The organism is Christiangramia portivictoriae DSM 23547, from assembly GCF_000423045.1.
GTDB classification, from domain to species: domain Bacteria; phylum Bacteroidota; class Bacteroidia; order Flavobacteriales; family Flavobacteriaceae; genus Christiangramia; species Christiangramia portivictoriae.
Genome location: NZ_KE383971.1, coordinates 696,169 through 721,099 on the forward strand (window position 1 = coordinate 696,169; position 24,931 = coordinate 721,099).

19 protein-coding genes are annotated in these 24,931 nt (G+C 36.3%); 15 read left to right on the top strand and 4 right to left on the bottom strand.

Annotated elements, in window-relative coordinates; all coding sequences use genetic code 11:
• The first annotated feature begins 2 nt into the window (after positions 1–2).
• Positions 3–2,366 (top strand): cell surface protein, encoded by a 2,364-nt coding sequence (locus G529_RS0111605; RefSeq protein ID WP_026915691.1) that lies wholly within the window; start codon positions 3–5, stop codon positions 2,364–2,366.
• Here the strand turns inward: G529_RS0111605 and G529_RS0111610 are convergent.
• The gene (locus G529_RS0111610) at positions 2,358–3,542 is read right to left on the bottom strand and encodes a Pycsar system effector family protein (protein ID WP_026915692.1); all 1,185 of its coding nucleotides are present in this window, start codon (positions 3,540–3,542) and stop codon (positions 2,358–2,360) included. The two genes, G529_RS0111605 and G529_RS0111610, sit on opposite strands and share 9 nt — an antisense overlap.
• Before the next feature lie 56 nt (positions 3,543–3,598).
• On the opposite strand from G529_RS0111610, the gene G529_RS0111615 reads away from it, so the two are divergent.
• Entirely contained in the window at positions 3,599–7,315 is a 3,717-nt protein-coding gene (locus tag G529_RS0111615) for a metallophosphoesterase (RefSeq protein WP_026915693.1), read from the top strand.
• Between the two features lie 63 nt (positions 7,316–7,378).
• Here the strand turns inward: G529_RS0111615 and G529_RS0111620 are convergent, their stop codons facing one another.
• From G529_RS0111620 to G529_RS0111630, 3 genes are all read right to left on the bottom strand, one after another.
• On the bottom strand, positions 7,379–8,254 hold the full coding sequence (locus tag G529_RS0111620) for a mechanosensitive ion channel family protein (RefSeq protein ID WP_026915694.1): 876 nt from the start codon (positions 8,252–8,254) through the stop codon (positions 7,379–7,381).
• A 9-nt stretch (positions 8,255–8,263) separates the two neighbouring features.
• A complete protein-coding gene (locus G529_RS0111625; RefSeq protein WP_026915695.1) occupies positions 8,264–8,761 on the bottom strand; it encodes a Dps family protein in 498 nt (165 codons plus the stop codon).
• Between the two features lie 95 nt (positions 8,762–8,856).
• Entirely contained in the window at positions 8,857–9,177 is a 321-nt protein-coding gene (locus tag G529_RS0111630; protein WP_026915696.1) for a hypothetical protein, read from the bottom strand.
• A 328-nt stretch (positions 9,178–9,505) separates the two neighbouring features.
• Between G529_RS0111630 and G529_RS0111635 the strand changes: the two genes are divergently transcribed.
• The 13 genes from G529_RS0111635 (at position 9,506) to G529_RS0111695 (ending at position 24,930) form a co-directional block, all read left to right on the top strand.
• Positions 9,506–10,510: a LacI family DNA-binding transcriptional regulator gene (locus G529_RS0111635; protein ID WP_026915697.1), complete on the top strand. Its 1,005-nt coding sequence runs from the start codon at positions 9,506–9,508 to the stop codon at positions 10,508–10,510.
• A gap of 82 nt (positions 10,511–10,592) precedes the next feature.
• Positions 10,593–11,591, top strand: coding sequence for an SDR family oxidoreductase (locus G529_RS0111640; protein ID WP_422678728.1), 999 nt, complete (start codon positions 10,593–10,595; stop codon positions 11,589–11,591).
• A 4-nt stretch (positions 11,592–11,595) separates the two neighbouring features.
• A complete protein-coding gene (locus G529_RS0111645) occupies positions 11,596–12,879 on the top strand; it encodes a nucleotide sugar dehydrogenase (protein WP_026915699.1) in 1,284 nt (427 codons plus the stop codon).
• Positions 12,880–14,274, top strand: coding sequence for a nucleotide sugar dehydrogenase (locus tag G529_RS0111650; RefSeq protein ID WP_026915700.1), 1,395 nt, complete (start codon positions 12,880–12,882; stop codon positions 14,272–14,274).
• A 69-nt stretch (positions 14,275–14,343) separates the two neighbouring features.
• Complete coding sequence (locus G529_RS0111655) at positions 14,344–15,183, top strand: beta-keto acid cleavage family enzyme (RefSeq protein WP_211220662.1); 840 nt, start codon at positions 14,344–14,346, stop codon at positions 15,181–15,183.
• The gene (locus G529_RS16220) at positions 15,176–15,832 is read left to right on the top strand and encodes a DapH/DapD/GlmU-related protein (protein WP_051201424.1); all 657 of its coding nucleotides are present in this window, start codon (positions 15,176–15,178) and stop codon (positions 15,830–15,832) included. The genes G529_RS0111655 and G529_RS16220 overlap by 8 nt, the downstream gene beginning before the upstream one ends.
• A gap of 40 nt (positions 15,833–15,872) precedes the next feature.
• Complete coding sequence (locus G529_RS0111665) at positions 15,873–16,805, top strand: glycosyltransferase (RefSeq protein WP_026915702.1); 933 nt, start codon at positions 15,873–15,875, stop codon at positions 16,803–16,805.
• A 5-nt stretch (positions 16,806–16,810) separates the two neighbouring features.
• Positions 16,811–17,968: a dTDP-4-amino-4,6-dideoxygalactose transaminase gene (gene rffA / locus G529_RS0111670; protein ID WP_035695968.1), complete on the top strand. Its 1,158-nt coding sequence runs from the start codon at positions 16,811–16,813 to the stop codon at positions 17,966–17,968.
• The gene (locus G529_RS0111675; protein WP_157514626.1) at positions 17,946–19,154 is read left to right on the top strand and encodes a hypothetical protein; all 1,209 of its coding nucleotides are present in this window, start codon (positions 17,946–17,948) and stop codon (positions 19,152–19,154) included. The genes rffA and G529_RS0111675 overlap by 23 nt, the downstream gene beginning before the upstream one ends.
• 178 nt (positions 19,155–19,332) lie before the next feature.
• Positions 19,333–21,123 carry an ABC transporter ATP-binding protein gene (locus tag G529_RS0111680; protein WP_245566918.1) on the top strand — a complete coding sequence of 597 codons (1,791 nt, stop codon included), beginning with the start codon at positions 19,333–19,335 and terminating at the stop codon, positions 21,121–21,123.
• A gap of 27 nt (positions 21,124–21,150) precedes the next feature.
• The gene (locus G529_RS0111685) at positions 21,151–22,587 is read left to right on the top strand and encodes a lipopolysaccharide biosynthesis protein (protein WP_026915706.1); all 1,437 of its coding nucleotides are present in this window, start codon (positions 21,151–21,153) and stop codon (positions 22,585–22,587) included.
• Positions 22,588–22,600: 13 nt separating this feature from the next.
• A complete protein-coding gene (locus tag G529_RS0111690; protein ID WP_026915707.1) occupies positions 22,601–23,788 on the top strand; it encodes a UDP-N-acetylglucosamine 4,6-dehydratase in 1,188 nt (395 codons plus the stop codon).
• The gene (locus G529_RS0111695) at positions 23,788–24,930 is read left to right on the top strand and encodes a LegC family aminotransferase (protein ID WP_026915708.1); all 1,143 of its coding nucleotides are present in this window, start codon (positions 23,788–23,790) and stop codon (positions 24,928–24,930) included. The genes G529_RS0111690 and G529_RS0111695 overlap by 1 nt, the downstream gene beginning before the upstream one ends.
• Position 24,931 lies beyond the last annotated feature (1 nt).

Sequence of the window (24,931 nt, forward strand, 5' to 3'; positions counted from 1 at the left end):
TTATGTTGCAGCAATTAAAAGATTTTCCATTCGATATTCAGATTAGCTTTCACAAAGTGATCGAAGAGTATCAAAAAGAGCTTGATGAGATAGAAAGTGAGATTTCCCGGGAGTATATGCAGAAAATGCTGGATCATGTGAGTCAGTTTCCCGAATTGGCAGAAGGGTTTTCCGACCCTAAATTATTGAAGAAATACCATGCTCCCATCAATATTTTACTGGATGACCTGTTTCCAAATATTTTGTCCAATAATGAAATCAAAGCTGCCGCCGTACCCTTCCATAATATTCTGTTCAATGTTTCCAAACGATTGAAAGGGATACTCAAAAATGCCGGAAAGGATTTTAAACTGATGTTCAGAAATATGGATGAAGAACTTATCTATATTTTTTCCAGTATCCAGATTTTAAAATCCTATGGTTATAAAATTGATATTTCAAGACCGCTATACTATGATATTCCTGATGAGGATGGTATAAAACGACATTACCGGATATCGATGAATGCCGATTTTGTTGATATTATCCGAAAGGAGGATGCACCGGAAATTACCCAGAAAGATGTGGATCTATTACTGCAAAATGTTGATAATATCGAACTCTGGAAGGAAAAAATTCCTCCGCACAGTTATATTTTTAAGGGTTTTACAATTGTAAATTTAACCGATGTTACTATAGATGATGCCATTTCAGAATTAAAGACCACTTTGCTTTTCGAAGAAGTGAATGAAGAGGAAGAATTGGCTAAACTTCAGGAGATATTCCGTTCGATTTATAATATATCAGACCTTAGAGTTGGTTTTACTGTTTTCAATAAAAAGGAAATGGTATTTGAAAGAATGGATAATAAGGAGGCCCAGAGCTTTATTCTGGACGAGGTTTTAATGAACGATTGCGAGTCGGGAATCTGTGAAAAAGGTTTTAAAGCGCTGATTGATGATAATGCGTATTTTACGATTTCAAACGTAGAATCCTATGCTCGCAAAAATGACAATCTTCTTTCCAAAAATCTTTTAAAGAACGATGTTAAAAGCTGTCTTCTGGCACCTGTTGCCAAGAATGGTAATCTATTGGGAATTCTGGAGCTGGCTTCAAGCCGAAAGAATGAACTGAATAGCATCAATGCGATCAAGCTGGATGATATCCTGCCTTATATCGTAACTACGGTAGAACGAAACCGGAACGACTTTGAAAACAGGATAAAAGCGGTTATTCAGAGCGAATGCACTTCCATTCATCCAAGTGTTTTATGGGTATTTGAGAGGGAAGCTAAAAAGTTTATAAGAGATCTGGATAAAGATGGTCTGGCTTCTTTCAAGGATATCACGTTTAAGGATGTCTTTCCATTGTACGGCCAGATCGACATTGTTGCATCTTCAGATGCACGGAATGATGCGATCAAACGTGACCTGATGGATCAACTGGAGATCATCATGAACATTATTGACAAGGCTTATAAAATTGAAGAATTACCTATCTATGACCAGGTTAAGTATCGCGTGGCAGATTTTAAAGAAGAACTACAGGATAGATTGAATGCCAGCAGTGAACAGAAAGTTTTTAATCTGCTGAAGAAAGAAGTAAACCCTTTGATGAGCCATCTAAAAAAGCAGTCTGAAGAAATCAGGGAGCTCGTTGAAGAGTATACCAGCATGCTGAATCCTGAAACTGGTTTAGTCTATAATCACCGAAAGAAATATGACGAGACAGTACAACAAATAAACCGCACCATGTCGCGATATATCGATAAGCGACAGGTACAGGCGCAGAATATTTATCCGCATTACTTTGAGCGATATAAAACTGATGGTGTAGATCACAACATGTATATAGGCGCATCTATGGCTAACAAGCGGCCATTCAACAAAGTTTACTTATTCAACCTGAGATTGTGGCAGCTAAGTACGATGTGCGAAATGGAGAACAGGTTCTATCAATTACAGGAAAGAACTCCGGTGATGTTGGAAGCGGCTTCGTTAATCCTGGTTTTTAATAGCACAATGTCTATTAGATATAGAATGGATGAGAAAAAATTCGATGTGGATGGTACCTACAATGCTCGTTATGAGATCATCAAAAAACGTATCGACAAAGCGTTTGTGAAAGGTACAGAAGAGCGGGTAACCCAGAAAGGAAAGCTAACTATTGTGTATTCACAAGCGAGTGATGAGAGAGAGTATTTACAGTATATCAAATATTTACAGGCGAAAAATTACTTTGGGGACAATGTGGAATTGCTGGAACTGGAAGATGTTCAGGGTGTGGTAGGTCTGAAAGCAATAAGGGTGAACATACTATATTCACCCGATTCCAATCATCCAGAGAGAACGATCAATTATGAAGATCTCATGGAAGAATTACATTAGGTAAAAAGCCAGTATGAAGGCGATTACCGATATAATGATTCCCAACATGAATACGGTATAGGTCATTCTTAATAGGAAATACTTTCGGTGCAGCACCTTACCAAGTAAGTGCAGATCCAGCATCAGCATTTCATATACATAATCCTTATCCTTGATCAACTGGTTCATTCCCCATTTAAATTGATCGAAAGGCATCTTGTGGTAGTTTCCGAAGAACAGAAGATTTACATTCCGGTTTTTGACCTGCTCTTTGGTGAACTCTCCCGTGGTAACATTGGGCCGGGTGGAGAGGATCGATAAAATAATGGACGCCACACTAAAAAGTACCAGAATCAAACTTGGGATCAGCAAATGTTTATTGGACTCTGCTTCGAGTTTCGGGATGAGATTGGCCAGCGCAAGAGATATGATAATTGCGTTTACTGAGAGCAAAATGTTAGCTTTTGTATCTGCGATATCACTTAGCTTTATATGGTTTCTAAGCGTAACTCTGAATAACGTCTGGATGCTTCGCTCAGGGTTTTCATTCTTGTACTTAGCCTTCATCCGAGCTTTATGCTCTTCTTTTTTCAGCTTCTTTTCCTGTTTATTTTTGTCCTCTATAAGTTCCAGCAAGTTTTCCTCCTTTTTAGGATTCCATTCCTGTAAAGCATAATCGGTATAATAGGTGTGTTTTTCAGTAAATACATAAATGTTTTCCTCAAGCCATTCAGCATTCGTGAAATTCTTGATATTATGCATTTCGAGTTCCTGTCTCAAAAATTCACTGGTTTCCTCGAAATATTCCTTGCCAAAGTGAGAACTATCGGCATCGCGTATAATTTTTTCGCCTGGGGTTTTTGGAATATTACTGAAGTTGGTCACCAGGATATATTGCTTTACCAATTCTATAAGATCATCAGTAGCATTTTCCTTCCGAAGAAATTCTTCTGCGATCTCTGCGCTTTTATCTTCATGGCCCTTATAAGTATGAATATAACCGGTGTCGTGAAGCCATGCAGCCAGGAGTAAAGCCTCCTTGTCTTTAACATTAATTTCAGAATTCTCGATTAATTCTTTAGTACTTTTAACCACACGCTGAGTATGCTGGTAGTTATGATAAATAAAGGTGTTAGGTAACTTTTCTTTAAATAAATCTTCAACAAATTTTTCAGCTTTCTCAACGAGATTATTCATACATGAATTTTTTATTCCAAAGACCAAATTACAAAAAATATTGACCACAGTTTTCTATGAAAAAAGTTAAACTTTTCGCCGGTATCTTTGCTATTTTATTGGTTGTTTCCTGCGCCAGTCTGGAACCAAAATACAGGGATGGAGAGGCATCTTCAGATTTTGGTTATCCATCTTCAAAAGAAATCGAAAAATCCTTTTACCTGCTTGGTGATGGTGGATATTCACCTCCGGGAGGTTCTTCGCTGGGACTTCTGGCTTTCAAATCGTATCTGGATTCTGTCAAACAAACAGAGAATATTTCAATTTTCCTAGGTGATAATATCTATCCTGATGGAATGCCTGCGGAAGGTTCTTCGGAAAGAGAAGAGGCGGAGTATCGATTGGATGCACAACTGGATGCAATAGAAAATTATGAGGGAAAAGTAGTTTTTATACCTGGTAATCATGATTGGTATAACGAAAAGCTGGAAGGACTGGACAGGCAGAAGGAATATTTGAAAAATAAATTTGAAGATATCCTGGTTTGGAGCCCGGAAATTGGCTGTGGCATGGAATCTATAGAAATTTCTGAGAACATCCAGATGATTGTTATAGACTCACAATGGTACCTGGAAGACTGGGACGACAATCCTAAGATAAATGATAATTGTGAACAGATTAAGACCAGGGAAGCCATGTTTCTTGAGGTAGAATCTGAGATCAAGAAAAATCAGAATAAAACGATCCTAATCGCTTTACATCATCCAATCTATACGAACGGAGTTCACGGTGGTCAATATACTTTTGACAGGCATATTTACCCTTCGCAAAAGAAAATTCCGCTTCCAATATTAGGTTCGCTAGCAACACTTATTAGAACCACAGGTGGAGTTTCTATTCAGGATGCTCAAAATAACCGCTATAAATCGCTGGCGACGCGTTTAAGTACCATCGCTCAGGGTTCATCACGGGTAATCTTTGCTTCTGGACATGAGCACTCGCTGCAGTATATCGAGCATGATAGTGTGAAGCAGATCGTTTCTGGTTCTGGTTCCAAAGCCTCTTATGCAACATTAAGTAATGATGGCCTCTTCGCTTACCCGGGGCAGGGGTTTGCCGTACTGGATGTTTTTAAGGATGGGTCTTCATGGGTAAGTTTCTACGGAAACCAGGACAATAAACCGAAGTTGCTTTATCAAAAAGAAGTGTTGGAAACACCTGTTCCGTTTGAACTTCAGCAATATCCTGACGAATTTCCGCAGACATTTACCACATCCATCTACCGTGAAGAAGAGACCGAAAAAAGTCCTGTTCATGAGACGCTTTGGGGTGAGAGATACCGTGAACTTTATGGTACAGAAATTACATTGCGAACTGCAGATCTGGATACTCTTTATGGTGGTCTTGAAGTTGTTCGCGAAGGTGGTGGCCATCAAACTGTATCACTTAGAGTTAAGGATAAGCAGGGAAGAGAATATAATATTCGAAGAGTGCGTAAGGATGCGCTACGATTTCTACAGAGCGTGGCTTTTAAGAATCAGCCTGTAGAAAATAAGCTGGAGAACACGGTTGCTGAAAATTTACTGACAGATTTCTATACTGCCGCTCATCCGTTTGGATTTATGGCAATTCCAGAACTTAGTAAGGCTGCAGGAGTATACCATACCAACCCCGAGATCTTTTACCTGCCTAAACAGGAAGCGCTTGGGAAATACAATTCGGTGCATGGCGATGATATTTATATGATCGTTGAAAGGCCGGAGGAAGGCTGGACAGGTTACGAAGCCTTTGGTAGTCCAGACCATGATATTGTAAGTACTTCAGATATGCTGGAAAGGCTGCGTAGAGATGAAAAGTATGTGCTCGACGAGTCCATTTATGTTCGTTCACGTTTATTCGATATGCTTATTGGTGACTGGGACAGGCATCAGGATCAATGGAGATGGGCAGAAATTGAAGAGGGGGACAAGCATATCTTTAAAGCAATCCCACGAGACAGGGATCAGGTTTTCAGCAATTTTGACGGAGCTTTTTTTGGCACCTTAAGAGCGATCACGGGATTTGCCAATCAATTTGCGGTTTATGGAGATGACATCAAGGATGTGGAATGGTTCAATATCGCTGCGATGGGTCTGGATAGGTCACTTTTGCAAAATACAGGGAAAAGTACCTGGATAGAGCAGGCTGAATATCTTCGGGATCATGTGACAGATGAGGCTATTGAAAAGGCTTTTGCGAAATTGCCCGAAGAGACCACAGGCGAAACCACTCAGGAACTTATTAAAAATGTACAGGGAAGGAGAGATAATTTAGTTGTTATTGCCAATAGATATTATGAGAAATTGGCAGATCTCGCTATTGTAACGGGAACAGATAAAGATGATTTCATTGATATCGAAAGACTAACAGATGGAAACACACGCGTAACTATCACCAGAAACAAAGACGGGGAAAGAGCTGAAATTTTAAGTGATAAAACCTATCGAAATGATGAAACAACAGAGATTTGGGTGTATGGTCTTGACGATGATGACAAAATCTTTGTAAATGGTGATGCCAAAGCAGGAATATTTGTAAGACTTATAGGAGGACAGAACAATGATGAGTATACCATCAGCAATGGTTCTAAACTAAAAGTATACGACCATAAATCTCTGCCCAACACTATCAATGAACTGGGTAATGCGAAACTTCGTCTGACAGATAATTATGAGATAAATACCTACGACAAGGATAAGAAGACCTTTGCTTCTGGATCGATTCTGCCTGACTTTAGTTACAATCCAGATGATGCCTTCAATTTTCAATTGGAATATGTAAAAGCGATCAACAGGTTCAAAAGAAATCCATTTACTTCCCAACATACTTTGGCTGCCGAATATCATTCAGCGACAAATGGTTTCGAATTGGGCTATGAGGCAGAGTTTGCTAATATTGTTGGCAAATACAATTTACAATTGGGGGCCAATTTTAAAAGTCCGGATTATTCAGATAACTTCTTCGGCTTCGGAAATGAGACCAATAATCCTGAAGATAAACTTGGGATGGATTATAATCGTGTTGGGATTAACGAAATTTCGGCAAAAGCCGCTTTAGTCAATAAGACTCCCTTCGGAAGCTTTTTTGGTTTTACGGCCAGTTTTGAGTCTATTGAAGTGACTGAAAATGACAACCGATTTATTGCTGAAATGTTCGCAAATTCAGAAGATAATATTTTTGAGCGGAAGTATTTTGCTGGTCTGGATGCCATGTATCGCTATGAAAGTTATGATGACGTACTGGTGCCTACAAGAGGGATGTTGTTCGAGTTGAATCTTGGGGCAAAATTAAATACTGCAGATGTAGAACGGCAGTTTGGTTATTTTAAACCTTATATGGGATTCTATAACGCACTTACCAGAGATAGAAAACTTGTACTGAAAACCAGGGCAGAAGCCCACATTAATATTGGTGATGAATTTGAGTTCTATCAGTCGGCTCAATTGGGCGCCAATAGCGGATTAAGAGGGTATAGGTCTGAAAGGTTCTCGGGGAAAAGCTCATTTGGAACTGGAGCAGATCTTCGATATTCTTTCGATACGGTATCGACAAGTTTCTTGCCATTTCAGCTAGGTATCTATGGCGGTTATGATCTAGGTAGAGTATGGCTTAAAGACCGGTCAAGTAACCAATGGCATGATAGCTACGGTGGAGGTCTCTGGATAAATAGCGCAGATGCTATTCAGGCGAAGGCAAGTCTTTTTGCAGGAAGTGAAGGTCCGAGATTGCAATTTAGTCTGGGATTAAAATTCTAGGTTTAGAATAAAATAAAAAAACCGGCTTTTAAGCCGGTTTTTTTTTCGTGGAAACCCAGAATATTATTCTTTAGATACCGATAATTTATTAGTGAAATCAATGGATCTAATTGGGAATGGAATATTGATACCTTCAGCGTCATAGGCTTTCTTGATTGCGATAATTGCGGTATTCTGGGCGATAAGTATATCCCTGTTCTTAGTGACATCGGTCCAGAACCTCAGTACATAATTAATGGAGCTATCCCCAAATTCCTCAAACATTAGCTCAACCTCCTCATTTCCTCTCTGCGGAAATATATCTTCAATCGTTTTTATGGTAAGTTCTCTAACCATTTCTAGGTCTGACGAATATCCAACTCCACAATTCACAAAAACTCTTGAACGATTGGTTCTGGAAAAGTTTTTAAATGGTTCTTCGATAATCTTTCCGTTTGGAATCACCACATAGTTATTATCAGACTGTTTGATAACGATATTTCTAAGGTTGATCTCCATAACCGAACCTGCAAATCCATTTGTTTCTACCCAATCACCAATTTGTAATTCAGGAAGAAAGCTAAGAATTAGTCCGGAAAAGGTATTGTTTAAAGTCCCCTGCAGAGCTAGACCAATAGCCAGTCCAACTACCCCTGCCGCTCCCAGGACAGACGTAAGAACGGTATCCAGATTGAGAAGACCAAGTGCGATGAAAAAACCTATCAGGATTACGATAGCCTTAATTACTTTCGTAGCCATCTGGCGTATGGAATCCTGCTTAATGCTTCTGGCAAAGATCTTATCAAATATTTTACCGACATATTTCGCGATAAAAATAAAGACGATAAAAACCACAACTGCCAGTAGAAAGTTTGGAAAACCTAAAATGATCGCATCCAACCATCCTTCTAGTTTATCCCATATACCTTTTACTGAATCCTGAAGATTAAATTGCTGCATACTTTAAGATTATTTTTTTACTGGTTTGTGTTGATCTGAAGTTTTCATCTTCCATGCATCCAGCATCCAGCTAGTTTTTTCCAGTTCCCTGATGTAGGCACCAATTAGGTCAATAGTACCCTCATCACCAGATTTGTCTGCAATTTCAACCACTTTTCTCATTTGCTTTAATAGTAGCCCGTGATCTTCCAGTAAGATTTCGATCATTTTGCTATCTGAGATATCACTAGGTGATTCTTTTAAATTAGAATCTTTCAGGTACTCACTCATATTACTTGTAGGCTGATACCTTAAGGTAAGTATACGTTCAGCAATCTCATCAACTTTAAGTTTGGCTTCGTCATACAACTCTTCGAATTTCTCGTGAAGGTCGAAAAAATTTTTTCCAATTACGTTCCAATGAAAGTTTCTAAGTTTCTGATAATATAAATGATAATCAGCAAGTAAAATGTTTAGTTCTGTAACTGTTTTGGCAGTCTTATCTTTGTCTAATCCTAAGTAATTCATAGTTTTTGTTTATAGTTTCAGTAATTTCGATACAAAATTATGATGATTGAGTCTAACCCCCAATTTTAAAAATTGGTTTAGTAGAACTTTAACCATTAATCGATTGGTCTATGATCTTTTAAGTCCAGTTTTTTCATCATTTCCTTTGAGATCTGACCACTTGAAATACCATAACCATCAGTTAAAATACCCTTCTGTCCATTTGTAGTTGTAATCGCATATAGAATGGAATTATCATCTGGATTACTCATTCCTTCGAAGCGTAGCACTTTATCCACTTCAAATTCTTCCACACCGAAGGTTTCATTCTCCGATTTTAATTCGATTTTCTCGTCCAGAAGATTAAAGTCATGCTTATAACCTTCTTCTAGTTTTAGTTTGTTTATCGCCTGTGATAATGTTCCGTAATCTTTCATGGTTGTTTAAATTTAATTCATGTAAATTACGATGATAGCAGATGATGAACAAAAGCTTCAAGATGTTTAGGATAAGTTTAACTGAGTGTTTATAGGGGTTTTCGTCCTTAAATGATGAAAATAAAGCTTTGTTGTAATCTGAAAATGATCTAATCTTGATTTTGAAAATCAGAACATAATTCTAAATTCTGACGTATGTCTATTATCACCCTTCTTATGTCAAACCATCATAAAATCATTATTTATTCATTTCTTTGCAGATTTGTATTTAAGAGGGAACTCATGATTTCCTAAGTGAAACCGAATCAATTTTTGTCAAAGTATTCCTATGAAGAGTAAAATCACCCTAAAAGAGCTTTCCAAATTACTGAACGTAAGTGTTTCCACGGTTTCCAAGGCACTTCATGATAGTCCGGAAATTAGTCCTAAAACTGCTGAAAGAGTCAAGGAACTGGCCAAGCTACATAATTATCGTCCGAATCCAGTGGCAGTAAACCTGAAAAAGAGTAAAACGGGCACCATTGGTGTCGTGATTCCCAATATATCGAATAGCTTTTTTGCCAGAGTCTTGTCTGGAATAGAAGCACAGGCACAGCAGCATGACCAGCAAATTATCACCTACATTTCCAATGAGTCTCTGGACCGTGAAAAACAAATCTGTGATCTCTTGACATCCGGAATGGTGGACGGAGTTTTAATCGCAGTTTCAGAAGAAACTCAAAAGAAAGCTGAGTATGATCACTTATTCGGTCTTCTGGATTATGACATACCGGTAGTTGTTTATGATCGTATCAATTTGAACCTTCCTGCTGATAAGGTTGGAGTCGATGATGAAAAAAGTTTTTACGATGCCACAAAATTTTTTCGAGCAAAAGGTTTGGAGAGAATAGGGATCGCTTCTGCAATTCATCACGTTGGAATCGGGAAGCTAAGAATTTCTGGTTATCAAAAGGCGATGGAAAGTTTACAGGTTTTTACAGCGCGGAGCAGTAGTGAGGGTACCTTGAAATCCAAAATTGAAAAACTTTTAGTTACAGAAAGAGTTGAAGCTTTACTTTGTACAGATTTTGAAAGCGCAATAATCGCAACCAGAGTCGCTTATGAGCAAAAAATCAGTATCCCGGAAAACCTGAAGATTATTGGGTATATTAATAAAGACATCGCGGAATATCTTACACCATCGCTCAGTTATATCGAACAGCATCCTTCAGAGCTTGGTACTAAGGCGGTAGAAGTGCTTAATCAAAGGATAGCCGGAGACATTCCCGCGGGCAAATTTGAAGAGAAGATAATAGCAACTACTATGGTTCATTTGGAATCAAGTAAGTTTTAGTAATGGATTTATTTAAAATTCCTTTAACAATACTTAGGATTGAAATTCTATCTTTGCAAATTGATAATTTAAAATTTATAGTTTGATAACTGACTCTCAGAAGGATTTATTGAAAGCATCCAAAGTACTTGTCACAGGTGGAGCAGGATTTATTGGTTCTAATCTTTGTGAAAAGCTTTTGGAATTTGGTGCTGAAGTAACCTGCCTGGATAATTTTGCCACAGGTCATAAACATAACATAGAGCCTTTTCTTGAAAATCCAAATTTTCATTTTATAGAGGGTGATATCAGAAATTTGGAAACTTGTATCAAAGCGACCAAAAATCAGGATTTTGTTCTGCATGAAGCAGCTTTGGGCTCCGTCCCAAGATCTATTAATGATCCAATTACTAGTAACGATGTCAATGTTTCTGGTTTCTTAAATATGCTTGTAGCATCTCGTGATAATAGTATAAAACGCTTCGTGTACGCTGCAAGTTCATCAACTTATGGAGATTCTGAAAACCTTCCGAAGGTAGAAGATGTTATCGGTAAGCCATTGTCTCCTTATGCGATCACAAAATACGTCAATGAACTTTATGCTAATATCTTTAATAAATCTTATGGTCTAAATACGATTGGACTCCGTTATTTTAATGTATTCGGAAGACGACAGGATCCAAATGGAGCGTATGCAGCAGTGATCCCGAAATTCGTAATGCAGCTAATGAGAAAGGAAAGTCCTGTGATCAATGGAGATGGGACTTATTCCCGAGACTTTACCTACATCGATAATGTAGTGCAGATGAATTTACTTTGCTTAACAACAGATAATAAACAAGCGCTCAACGAAGTTTATAACACAGCAGTGGGTGATCGAACAAACTTGAAAGAGTTGACACATCTATTGAAACAAAATTTAGCTCAGTATGATTCAGATATATCTAGAGTTGAAATAAAACATGGTCCAAACAGACCAGGGGATATACCTCATTCATTGGCATCGGTAGAAAAGGCTAAAAAATTACTTAACTATAATCCCACACATAGAATAGAGGATGGTCTGAAAGAGGCTACTCACTGGTACTGGGATAATTTATAGACAAATGAAAGACACAAAGAAAATAGCAGTTATAGGTTTAGGCTATGTTGGATTACCACTTGCGAGACTTTTTTCAACTAGATTTCCTGTAGTTGGTTTTGATATTAATTCAGCTAGAGTTAAGGAATTAATGTCCGGTATGGATTCTACGCTCGAAGTTGAAGATAAAGTATTACAAGCTTCCCTTAAAAATGAAAATTCTGACGACAAAGGCTTGTATTGTTCAGCAGATCTTGATGATATAAAAGATTGTAATTACTACATTATTACCGTGCCAACACCTGTGGATAAAAATAATAGACCAGATCTTACTCCTTTGTATAAAAGTAGTGAAACTGTTGCCAAGGTCTTGTCCAAAGGTGATATTGTGGTTTATGAATCAACCGTATACCCAGGAGTGACAGAGGATGAATGCGTGCCGGTTCTGGAAAAATTTTCGGGGTTAAAATTCAACGAAGATTTCTTCGTAGGATACTCTCCGGAAAGGATTAATCCGGGAGATAAGGAGCATACTGTAGAGAAAATATTAAAAGTAACCGCAGGGTCAACACCTGAAATAGGAGAACAGGTTAACAATCTGTATGCTGAGGTTATTACTGCCGGAACACACCTGGCACCAACTATTAAAGTAGCTGAAGCAGCAAAAGTGATTGAAAACTCTCAGAGAGATATCAATATCGCATTTGTAAATGAGCTTGCCAAGATATTTAATATGATGGGCATTGATACTCAGGATGTTCTGGAAGCAGCAGGTACAAAATGGAACTTTTTACCTTTTAAACCTGGATTAGTTGGAGGTCACTGTATAGGTGTAGATCCATATTATCTTGCACAAAAAGCACAGGAGATTGGATATCATCCCGAGATTATTCTTGCAGGTAGAAGAATGAATGACAGTATGGGCCAATATGTGGCTTCGGAACTTGTTAAACTAATGCTGCAGAATGATATCAAAGTAAAGGCTTCCAAAATTTTGATATTAGGAATTACATTTAAGGAAAACTGTCCTGATGTTCGTAACACGAAAGTAGTTGATGTTATCAAAAGTTTGAAAGAGTACGGAGTAGACATCACGATCTTTGACCCTCTAGCAAATCCAGCAGAAGTAAAACACGAATATGGATTAAATACCGTTAAAGACTTACCAAACGGAAAGTTTGATGCTATCCTGCTAACAGTTGCTCATAGAGAATTTTTGGAGCTAGACCTCGAAGATTTAAAACAACCTAATTCAGTTGTTTATGACGTAAAAGGAGTTTTGGGTGATAAATGTGATAAAAAATTATAAATGAAGATTAAGAATATTTGTTGTATAGGTGCGGGATATGTTGGTGGCCCTACAATGGCTGTAATTGCTCAAAAGTGTCCGGAAATCAATGTTACAGTTGTAGATATCAACGACAAAAGAATTGCGGCCTGGAATGATGACAATGTTGATAATATTCCAATTTATGAGCCAGGTTTATCTAGAGTCGTAGAAGAGGCCAGGGGGCGGAATCTATTTTTCTCAACCGATGTTGAAAAAGCTATAGATCAGGCAGATATGATTTTCATCTCTGTCAATACGCCTACCAAAACATATGGTATCGGAAAAGGTATGGCAGCTGATCTTAAATTTATAGAGTTATGCGCCAGGCAGATCGCCAGAGTTGCCACGACAGACAAAATTGTAGTTGAGAAATCTACTTTACCAGTTCGAACTGCGGAAGCACTTAGAAACATTTTAGATAATACTGGAAATGGAGTAAAGTATCAAATCTTATCTAACCCTGAATTTTTAGCTGAAGGAACTGCTGTGGATGATTTAATGAATCCAGACAGAGTGCTAATTGGAGGGGATATAGATACAACTGAAGGAGCTGAAGCTGTAGAAGCTTTAGTAGATGTTTATGCGCATTGGATCGATCGTGAAAGAATTTTAACCACAAATGTTTGGTCGTCCGAATTGTCAAAATTAACTGCCAATGCATTTCTGGCACAACGTGTCTCAAGTATTAATTCACTATCTGAATTATGCGAGAAAACTGGTGCAGACGTAAACGAAGTAGCAAAAGCTGTAGGTATGGATTCAAGGATTGGTCCGAAATTTCTGCAGTCATCTGTTGGATTTGGTGGTTCATGTTTCCAGAAAGATCTTTTAAACTTGGTTTATATTGCTAAGTCTTATGGACTTAATGAAGTGGCGGATTACTGGGAACAGGTGATTATCATGAATGATCACCAGAAAAAGAGGTTTGCGGCTAATATTGTAAAGACTTTGTTTAATACAGTATCCGGAAAGAAAATCGGAGTTTTGGGTTGGGCATTTAAAAAAGATACGAACGATACGAGAGAATCTGCCGCGATATATGTGGTTGACTATTTGCTAAACGAACAGGCAGATGTAGTAGTTTATGATCCTAAAGTTAATGCCGAGCAAGTCTACGCTGATCTGGATCATCTAAATACCCGATCAGAAGCTGAAAACAGGGCTCGGGTAACAGTAGTTAATTCTGCTATGGATGTTACTAAGGATGCTCACGCTGTCGCTGTATTGACAGAATGGGATGAATTTAAAAGTTTAGACTGGTCATTGATTTATGATGATATGCTAAAGCCGGCATTTTTATTCGACGGTAGACGATTATTGAACCGCGCAGAAAAAGAGAAAATTGGATTTGAATTTTATGCCATAGGATCTTAAGGGAAGTTTAATAACCTTTGGAAAGAGCCTCAAGATGTCTTAATTTAGTTTATTAAATCCTATATTATTTTGAATGAGAACAAAGTAGTAGTCAATTTTTGTCCAACAGGAATGGTTCCGACAAAAAAAATGACGCCCCATATTCCAATATCACCTAATGAGATAATTGAGCAAACCCATGAGGCTTATGAAATAGGTATTACTATTGCGCATCTCCATGCCCGTGAGGAGAGCGGTGAGCCAACCTGGAAACCAGAAATATATCAGGAAATTTTTGAGGGTGTACGTAAACACTGTCCCGATCTTATAGTTTGCGGAAGTACCTCAGGAAGAAAATTTCCGGAATTTGAAAAACGTTCAGCGGTAATTGAATTAAAGCCAGACATGTGTTCCCTTACATTATCAAGTCTCAATTTTATGCGTCAGGCTTCAATGAATTCTCCGGATATTATCGTGGAACTGGCTGAAAAGATGAAGGATTACGGAGTAGTACCCGAACTGGAGTGTTTTGATTTAGGAATGATTAATTATGGAAAATATTTAATCAGAAAGAAGATCATCGAAGGGCCTTATTATTGGAATCTTTTATTTGGAAATATTGCCGGATTTCAGGCAACCTATTCTCAGATAGGTGTAGCATTAAATGAAATTCCTGAAGATGATTTTGTGGCCTTAGCAGGTTTGGGTTCAGATCAATTAAAAGTGAACTCTTCAGCAATTGCGATGGGATATAATGTAAGAATAGGACTAGAGGATAACATCTGGCTGGATGGTAATAAGATAAAGCAAGTCACCAATTTAGATTTGGTAAGAAGAACTCATAAATTTATAGAGGATAATCAAAAGAAATTTTGGTCTCCGAAAGAATTCGGGGAGTTAGGATTTTATAATCGGAAATTTCGTGTATAGTAGTATTCAAATACTTGGTTTTGGACCCTATTATATTCCAGTTCTTTATGACCTAATTAGGCAAAATCGAATCTCAGACAACATTGAAGTATTCAAAAATTTACCATCGGTAGTAAAACCGATTATCAATACGAAACCTTTTGATCTAGTTATTCATGAAGGGGAATTAGTTTTAAACAAAGAAAGTCCTTGCGTTTTTGGAGTATCTGGAGGTAATAATAAGCACGGTGTTTTCGATTATTTTCAGAAGAAATTTGATGTTACGGAACAGGCTTATATATCCTTAATTGATAATTCATGTAGTATAGCCTTGAGTACAGAAATAGGTTTGGGGTGCGTTTTCGAACAAAATATAAGTGTCTCTGCTCAGACTAAAGTTGGGTTCGGAGTTTCTGTGAAGCGAGGTGTTAGCATTGGACACCATTGCGTAATAGGGAACTTTGTGGATATTAATCCAGGTACTACAGTAGCTGGAAAAGTTGAAATCGGCCATGGAACTATTATTGGCGCCGGCTCAGTGATTTTGGATGGAGTTCAGATTGGTGAAAATTCGATCATTGGTGCAGGAAGTATTGTGACCAAAAATATACCTTCAAACGTTATAGCATATGGAAGTCCCTGTAAAGTTGTTAGGGAAAATGAGGTCTGATGCCTAATAAACTTTATCTTAAAATTTGAAATAAATTAATTTGGAGAAACTTTACTCGATAGTGATACCTGTATTCAAGAGTGCCCAAAGCTTAGAGATTTTAATTTCTAAATTGGAGCACATTTCTAGAGATTACAAATATCGGCTAGAAGTGATTTTTGTGAATGACAGTCCACTTGAGTTGAGTACGGTAGCTACTCTGGAAAAAGTTAGAAAAAATTATACCTATGTTAAAGTATTAACTTTGTATAAGAATCAAGGGCAACAGATTGCTACGCTTGCAGGTATGTCCCAGGCCACAGGAGATTTCGTAATCACCATGGACGATGATCTACAACACTCTCCAGATGATATACCACTTCTAATTCAGACGTTACAGGATAAGAAAAATCTTGATGGAGTTTTTGCAGTTCCTAATTATCTTCAAAAAAAACATAAGCTCTGGAGAAATTTTGCAAGTTTTTTTCTAAAGAAAGTGGATACAATTTTCTTGAAAAAACCTAAAGGTCTTATGTTGTCATCTTTCCGGATTTTGACAAAAGATTTAAATAAACTGATTGTTGAAAACCATAATGCAATGCCTTCTGTATCAAGTTTGATACTAAATGCTACTAATAATCTAATCAGTATTCATGTCAAACACCATCAAAGGGGTTTTGATAAGAGTAATTATTCTTTACCTCAACTGATTACTCTTGCATTAAATACTATTTTACATTACTCTTCCATACCCTTAAGGATTATGGCATTTGTTGGACTGCTGGGCTTTATAGGTTCTATGATATTTATATTATCAATCATTATTCGAAAATTGATGCTAGATATTGAGATTCCCGGCTATGCCTCTATAGTAACCCTTATTAGTTTCTTTGGAGGATTGAATCTGTTCGCTCTTGGACTTATTGGAGAGTATCTTATTCGTGTCATAAAGGAACAGCAAAAGATGAAACTTCCTGATCTAATAAAATCCTGAACAATATGATTAATATTCCTTTTAATAAACCTTATTTAACAGGAAATGAAATCAAATACATCGAGGAAGCTGTTAAATCTGGAAAAATTTCAGGCAATGGGGACTTCACTAACAAATGTCAGAATTTCTTTCAGAAGAGATATGATTTCGGAAAATGCTTTTTAACTAGCTCCTGTACAGATGCTTTAGAGATGGCTGCTATTCTTTTAAATATTCAGCCAGGAGATGAAGTTATAATTCCTTCTTACACTTTTGTGAGTACTGCAAATGCTTTCGTTTTGAGAGGAGCTAAAATTGTATTTGTTGACAGCCGGGCTGATCATCCCGGAATGGATGAAAAAAGTATTGAAGCTCTAATAACCTCAAAAACAAAAGTAATTGTTCCTGTTCATTATGCGGGTATTGCCTGTGATATGGATATAATCATGGAGTTAGCAAAAAGGTATAATCTTGCAGTCGTTGAGGATGCGGCTCATGCTATAGATAGTTTTTATACAGGAAAAGATGGAGTGGAGAGAGCTTTGGGATCTATCGGTGATATGGCTGCCTTTTCTTTCCATGAGACAAAAAATATAATTTCTGGAGAGGGAGGTATGTTGGTTGTGAATAATAATAGATATCAAGAGAGAGCTGAAATTATTTGGGAAAAAGGAACAAACAGATCAGCATTTTATAGAGGAGAGGTAGACAAATATAATTGGGTTGATATAGGAAGTTCTTTTTTGCCTTCTGAAGTAACAGCCGCTTTTTTATGGGCTCAGTTAGAGAATCTCGAAAGAATCCAGTCAAAACGACTTCAGCTTTGGAAAAAATACAATGAGGCTTTAAATTCTGTAGATATCAGGCATACTTTGAATCTTCCGGTAATTCCCAAATATGCTACAAATAATGCACATATATTTTATATTGTAACTTTAAATACTCAGCATAGAGATGAAATAATACAGAGATTAAAATCAAAAGGTATTCTGGCAGTTTTTCATTATGTTAGTTTGCATGAAAGTCCATTTTACAGATCAAAAGTAAAGGATGAAAACCAGAATTTATCAAATTCGGCAAGGTATACAGAGTGTTTGTTAAGGCTTCCCTTATTTTTTGAATTACAACCGGAAATAATAAATCAAATAAGTAAAACCATAGATGAGGCTGCTGAAATTTTCTAATTTTTTATGGGGTTTTGTATTAGCCCTTTTGCTTGTCTTAAGTATAGCTTATTCATTTATAAGTACAGATGCACCCTATTATTTATCTATGGCGCGAGATGTCTCCCGTGGTTATGCACCTTATAAAGATATTTTCACCAGTTACACGCCGGTAATGATGTATCTTAATTCACTCGTCCATTATTTTATTGATACTCCATCTTACAAGCTTCTATTAACTTTTCAATATTTTGTTATAACAATAGGTGTAGTTTTTTTTTACCAAATATGCAGGAAAGAAGAGCTTGAAAGAAACCTATCCATTTTTCTAAGTCTACTATTGTTTATTGCTATTTTAAGTTCAGACGGGAGCTATATAAACCTCGAGGTTTATGTACTACTATTTACTTTCATTGCGTATTATCTTTTGATAAAAAAGAAATTCTTTTGGTGCGGTGTGTTTCTTGCTCTAGGTTTTTTTTCAAAGCAATATGGCGTCTTCAATTTTCTACCTTTTTTTCTGTTGATTATCGCTTACCATGGGTCTCATAGGAGTTATTTAGGCAAATTCATATTAGGGGGAGTTTTACCTTTATTAGTATTTCTAGCATACTTTGTCATCATAGAACAAGTAGAGTTTACAGATTTAGTTTTACAGTTAACAGGATCGGGATATGATGATGAAATGATAGAATTAGAGACGACCTGGTTTAGGTTTCTCGCTGGGTCTAAAATTTTTTTATTATTATTGGTGCCTTTATTTTTTTCTGGCATTAAGCCATTTCGGAATAATATTGACATAATATTGATAATCGGAATTTTAGTTAATTTCTTACCCCTGTACATTCAGACGGTATCTCATTATTTTCTGCTGACATTTCCTTACGTGTTCATTTTAATGGCCCGAAATTTAAACTTATCAAATAAAAGATTCCTGGTAATGTCCAATCTAATATTGATTTTAATAGCAGGATTATTGTTCACCCGAATATATAAATATAGAGATGTTTATAGTGAACAGCTGAAGCTCGCAATAGAAACCAGAAAGCAATACCCGGTAGGATCTGACGTTTTTCTTTATAAACACTTCAGGTTTCTATATATTCTTAATGATTACCGAAATCCTGTTCTTGAAGAAATAGGCTATAGGTATGGGTTTGAACCCGATGATGAGTTTAAAAAACGATACAAAGTTTTATCAAGATAATCATAAAAGAACTTTTGTGTAAAGAACGGAATTAAATAATCACTTTGTATTTTCTTTAAGAAAGAATAATTTTTCCCTAAGATAGAAGTTCTATCTTTGTCGCCTGAATTTTAGAAGTTAAAATTAGCTTCTGTGAATGATTTCTTAATAACTTTTCTTGTAGTTAAATAAGCTGCTATTGCTAAAGAAAATTGCCTATAAATATTTTGAAAGCCTGGTCTATTTTTATAGACACCTGGGATACAAGGTTTTTATTGTTTTTGGATTCAGCATTGTTATTGGTGTTTTGGATAGCTTAGGTTTAACTATGTTTTTGCCTTTGCTGCAAATGGTAAATGATTCTTCAGCTATTAGTGCTGAGGAACTCGGCCGATTAAGTTTCTTATTGGATATATTCGAATCTGCCAGGATAGATTTAACTCTCCTGTCTGTATTATTAATTATGTCTTCTTTTTTTCTTGTGAAGGGGCTAGTTTATTATCTAGCTGGAATTTATAGAGTAAATGTGCAAGAAGGATTTATTGATCGCTTAAGAACAACAAATCTAAAAGGTTTAAATTCTATAACATATAAATATTTTATTGGTTCTGATGTTGGGCGAATTCAGAATACTTTGACCGGCGAGGTAGACAGAGTTGCAAATGCTTTTAAATTTTATTTTCGAGCATTGCAGAATGTGATTATGATTATGATTTATATGGTCTTTGCCTTTCTAATAGATGCTCAATTTGCCATATTGGTTACAATAGGTGGAGTTATTGCTAATTTTTTATATAAAAGATTCTACGATCAAACAAAGAAATCATCTCGAATACTTACTGGAGAGGCTAATACCTTTCAGAGTCTTGTAATTCAAAATGTAGCAAATTATAAATATTTAAAAGCAACCGGATCTTTGAGTGTTTATCAACAAAAACTTCTTGGATACATAGAAAAAATAAAGGATAGTAATAAGCGTATTGGGAAGCTGGATGCATCATTAACAGCAGGAAGGGAGCCACTACTGGTTTTGATAGTAGTAAGTATAATTTACATACAAACAAGTTTGCTTGGATCTGGGCTTGGACCTATTCTAATAAGTCTTATTTTCTTCTACAGGGCCCTTAATTATCTTCTTCAAATGCAAATGGATTGGAATCGATTTTTAGCAGTCTCTGGTTCCGTTGAAAATATCACCTCCTTTGAGAAAGAAATGAGGAAAAATAAGGAAGATATTGGAGCTCATGAGGTTACCGAACCTATTGAAAGTTTGTCATTACGAAATATTTCTTTTGAATATGGGAATACTGTGGTGCTGAAAAATATTGATCTTGAGATCTCAAAGTGCCAAACGATCGGTTTTGTAGGGGAAAGTGGTAGTGGTAAAACAACTTTAATTAATATTATTGCAGGCTTACTGACTGTTAACAGCGGTCAGTATTTGATTAATGGTATAAATAGTGACAATTTGAATCTTGAAACCTTTCAGAAAAAGATTGGTTACATTACTCAGGATTCGATTATTTTTAATGATTCTTTATTTAATAACATAACTTTCTGGGCTGAAAAAACAGAAGAAAACCTACAAAAATTTTGGGAAGTTATAACTAAAACTGCTTTATTAAATTTTGTGAATTCACTGCCAGAGAAGGAGAACGAAGTTCTAGAGCATAATGGGATCAATTTAAGCGGAGGGCAAAAACAACGAATTTCTATAGCACGGGAACTATTTAAAGAAGTGGATATATTGCTTCTAGACGAAGCTACTTCAGCCTTGGATTCAGAGACTGAAAGTATAATTCAGAGAAATATGGAAGACCTGAAAGGGGACTACATTATCCTGGTAGTTGCACATCGGATCGCCACAATTAAAAATGCCGATAAGATTTTGGTTGTTGAAAAAGGTAAGATTATCAAATCTGGTAATTATGAAGATCTAATTAAGAAATCAGAATATTTTAAAAACCTCGTTAGATTGCAACAATTATAATATGAAGGGGTTTAATAAAAGATTTATATGTCGTTAAGAAAACAGGCGCAGTCTGGAATGGTATGGACCTTTGCGGAGCAGTTCGGCAATCAGATTATTGGTTTTATTGTATCCTTGATTTTAGCAAGGATTCTCATGCCAGCAGAGTTTGGATTAATAGGAATGATTGCTATTCTCGTTGGTCTGGGCAGAGTATTAGTTGATTCTGGTCTGACCCAATCTTTAATTAGAAACAAGGATTGCGATCAGGAAGATTATTCTACTGTTTTTTATTTCAACCTCGCTAGTAGTATATTAATATATGCGATAGTGTATTTTTTAGCTCCTTTGGTAGCAGACTTTTATGATCAAATAATTTTAATTGATATAATTAGGATATATTGTTTGACATTCATACTATCTGCCTTTTCAGCTGTGCAACTTGCAAGATTAACAAAAAAAATGAATTTCAAAGTTCAAACTCTTATAACTCTTCCTGCAAATATTGTTGGTGGTGGCGTGGGAATTGCTATGGCCTATGGAGGTTATGGGGTTTTTAGCTTAGTATGGAGCCAGGTCCTTATTTCTGCGATTAGTACGGTCCAGTTGTGGTTTTATTCTAGATGGAAACCAGATCTATCTTTCAGTATTTCCAAATTCAAAGAACATTTCAACTATGGCTACAAATTGGCTATTTCAGGAGTTATGGATGTTCTATTTAAAAATGCATATATATTAGTAATTGGTAAATTCTTTTCTGCTTCTCAGGTTGGTTTTTATACTCGGGCAGAAACAATGAAGCAATTACCAGTTAATAATATCAGCAATGCTCTTAAGAAGGTTACTTTTCCCTTATTCGCTTCTATTCAGGAGGATAATTTGAGATTAAAGCGTGTTAGTAAGAATCTCATGCAAATGGTAGTTTATGTATTAACTCCACTTCTAATATTAGTGGCTGTATTGGGAGAGCCAATATTTCGCTTTCTTTTTACCGAGAAGTGGCTGCCGGCCGTTCCCTATTTTCAAATATTGTGCGTTACGGGAATTTTGCGCCCAGTAATTTCTTATAACTTAAATGTATTAAAAGTAAAAGGACGAAGCGACCTTATTTTGAAATTGAAGGTATTTGAAAAACTTTTTATAGTGGCTGGTATATTAATTGGTTTACAATTTGGCATTTACGGTCTTTTGTATTCACAGGTTATTGTAATCTTCATTACATTTTTGATGAATGCATTTTATGTTAATAAATTTATAGATTTTCCAGTGTTGGAACAATTAATTGCCATAGCACCTATATTAATTCTTTCCATTGGATGTGGTATTGGCGTTTATTTTTTAGATTCGTTTTTACAGACCTATGCAGATTTTATTAGAATTATATCCGGAGGAAGTTTAGGTCTTATTGCTTACATAGGTATTAGCTGGATTTCTAAGATGGAAAGTTTTCTTTATTTTAAAAACCTGGTATTTAAAAAAATATAATAGTTAAGACAAAATGAAAACTTTAGAATTAATAGGTCGATCAGAACCTTTATTTAAAAAAGATTTACTATCTAATAAAAAGGAGTTAGAACAAATAGTCGCAGGCTCTAGCTTTTTGGTATTGGGGGGTGCAGGTTCAATTGGCCAAGCAGTAACCAAAGAAATCTTCAAAAGAAATCCAAAGAAACTTCATGTCGTAGATATTAGTGAAAATAATATGGTAGAACTGGTAAGGGACATCCGAAGTTCTTTTGGTTATATAGATGGAGACTTTCAGACCTTTGCCCTGGATATAGGTTCCCTGGAATACGAAGCTTTTATTAAGGCTGATGGAAAATATGATTACGTTCTAAATTTATCGGCTTTAAAACATGTGAGGAGTGAAAAAGATCCATTTACCTTGATGCGAATGATAGATGTAAATATCTTTAATACCGATAGAACCATTGAACAGAGTATCAAAAATGGCACAAAAAAATATTTTTGCGTTTCTACAGATAAGGCAGCCAATCCTGTGAATATGATGGGGGCATCAAAGCGGATTATGGAAATGTTTTTGATGCGAAGAAGTAAAGAGATAAATATTTCCACAGCTCGTTTCGCTAACGTAGCATTTTCTGATGGATCATTGCTTCACGGTTTCAATCAAAGGATTCAAAAAAAACAACCCATAGTTGCTCCAAATGATGTGAAGCGCTATTTCGTTACCCCACAGGAAAGTGGTGAATTATGTTTAATGTCCTGCATCTTTGGAGAAAACAGAGATGTTTTTTTTCCAAAATTGAGTGAAAAGCTTCATCTAATATCTTTTGCAGATGTTGCAGTGAAGTATTTAGCACAATTAGGTTATAAGGCCCATTTATGTAAAGATGAGGAGGAGGCAAGGAGTTTAATTCATAGCCTACCCGAAAAGGGAAAATGGCCATGTCTTTTTACCGGAAGCGATACCACAGGAGAGAAAAATTTTGAAGAGTTTTTTACTGATGAAGAAATTTTAGATCTTAAAAGCTTTAAAAACCTTGGGGTTATTAAAAATGAATTAAATATAGAAGAAGAAAAATTAAATTTGTTTGAGGATAAAATAAAGGAGTTAAGAGATACTAAAGTCTGGAAAAAAGATGAAATAGTAGATTTGTTCCTCAAAATGATTCCCGACTTCGGTCATAAAGAGACCGGAAAATATCTAGATTCTAAAATGTAATGAAAGAATTTAAAGAGACTATTTCCTTTATTCAGGATTATTATAAAACCAAAGATTTTATTCCTCTACACGAACCTCGTTTTCGGGGTAACGAGAAAAAATATGTGATGGATGCGGTTAATTCTACTTTTGTTTCCTCAGTGGGAGCTTATGTTGATAAGTTTGAAGAAATGATGGAAAGTATCAGTAGAGCCAAAAAAGCAGTAGCGGTTGTAAACGGAACTTCGGGATTACAAGTAGCCCTACGTTTGGCTGGTGTTAGTTCGGGAGACGAGGTAATTACTCAAGCACTTACTTTCGTAGCGACTGCAAATGCTATTGCCTACAATAATGCCCACCCCGTTTTTCTTGATGTTGATTTAGATACAATGGGTCTTTCACCGGATGCCGTAGAGAATTTTCTAGAAGAGTATGGGGAAATTAGGGGGGGAGCTTGTTTTAATAAAAGAACCAAAAAGAAAATTGCAGCCTGTATGCCTATGCATACTTTTGGTTTTCCTGTTAAAATAGATGAGCTTTTAGAAATTTGTAAGCAATGGAAAATCCCGGTTGTTGAGGATGCCGCAGAGTCCCTGGGAAGTTATTATAAAGATCAACCTACAGGATCATTTGGAAAACTAGGGGTGTTTTCATTTAATGGTAACAAAATTGTAACTAGTGGCGGTGGTGGTGCAATAGTTACAAATAATATTGGACTTGGAGAAAAAGCAAAATACCTGACTACCACAGCAAAAAAGCCGCATACCTATGAATATGTGCATGATGAGTTAGGGTATAATTACAGAATGCCTAACTTAAATGCTGCCTTAGCTTGTGCGCAGTTGGAAAATCTCAATATGTTTATTGAAAAGAAAAGAGAGTTAGCAGGAAAATATATCAGTTTCTTTGAAAATACTAATATTAAGTTTAGACAGGAAATGAAGGGAACGAAAACAAATTATTGGTTAATGGCTATACAATTGGAAAACAGAGAGGAACGAGATTTATTTCTTCAAACTACCAATGAAGCTAAAGTTATGACTCGTCCGATTTGGCAGCTTATGTATAAGCTGCCTATGTATCAGGACTGCTTTAAGGATGATCAAAAGAATGCGGAATTTCTGGAAGATAGAATAGTAAATATTTCAAGTAGTGTTCAATAAA

What these genes read in the sequence shown, in the direction of transcription:
- G529_RS0111605 (WP_026915691.1), top strand. Translation starts at nt 3, where the DNA reads ATGTTGCAGCAATTAAAAGATTTTCCATTCGATATTCAGATTAGCTTT.
- G529_RS0111610 (WP_026915692.1), bottom strand. Translation starts at nt 3,542, where the DNA reads ATGAATAATCTCGTTGAGAAAGCTGAAAAATTTGTTGAAGATTTATTT.
- G529_RS0111615 (WP_026915693.1), top strand. Translation starts at nt 3,599, where the DNA reads ATGAAAAAAGTTAAACTTTTCGCCGGTATCTTTGCTATTTTATTGGTT.
- G529_RS0111620 (WP_026915694.1), bottom strand. Translation starts at nt 8,254, where the DNA reads ATGCAGCAATTTAATCTTCAGGATTCAGTAAAAGGTATATGGGATAAA.
- G529_RS0111625 (WP_026915695.1), bottom strand. Translation starts at nt 8,761, where the DNA reads ATGAATTACTTAGGATTAGACAAAGATAAGACTGCCAAAACAGTTACA.
- G529_RS0111630 (WP_026915696.1), bottom strand. Translation starts at nt 9,177, where the DNA reads ATGAAAGATTACGGAACATTATCACAGGCGATAAACAAACTAAAACTA.
- G529_RS0111635 (WP_026915697.1), top strand. Translation starts at nt 9,506, where the DNA reads ATGAAGAGTAAAATCACCCTAAAAGAGCTTTCCAAATTACTGAACGTA.
- G529_RS0111645 (WP_026915699.1), top strand. Translation starts at nt 11,596, where the DNA reads ATGAAAGACACAAAGAAAATAGCAGTTATAGGTTTAGGCTATGTTGGA.
- G529_RS0111650 (WP_026915700.1), top strand. Translation starts at nt 12,880, where the DNA reads ATGAAGATTAAGAATATTTGTTGTATAGGTGCGGGATATGTTGGTGGC.
- rffA (WP_035695968.1), top strand. Translation starts at nt 16,811, where the DNA reads ATGATTAATATTCCTTTTAATAAACCTTATTTAACAGGAAATGAAATC.
- G529_RS0111675 (WP_157514626.1), top strand. Translation starts at nt 17,946, where the DNA reads ATGAGGCTGCTGAAATTTTCTAATTTTTTATGGGGTTTTGTATTAGCC.
- G529_RS0111685 (WP_026915706.1), top strand. Translation starts at nt 21,151, where the DNA reads ATGTCGTTAAGAAAACAGGCGCAGTCTGGAATGGTATGGACCTTTGCG.
- G529_RS0111690 (WP_026915707.1), top strand. Translation starts at nt 22,601, where the DNA reads ATGAAAACTTTAGAATTAATAGGTCGATCAGAACCTTTATTTAAAAAA.
- G529_RS0111695 (WP_026915708.1), top strand. Translation starts at nt 23,788, where the DNA reads ATGAAAGAATTTAAAGAGACTATTTCCTTTATTCAGGATTATTATAAA.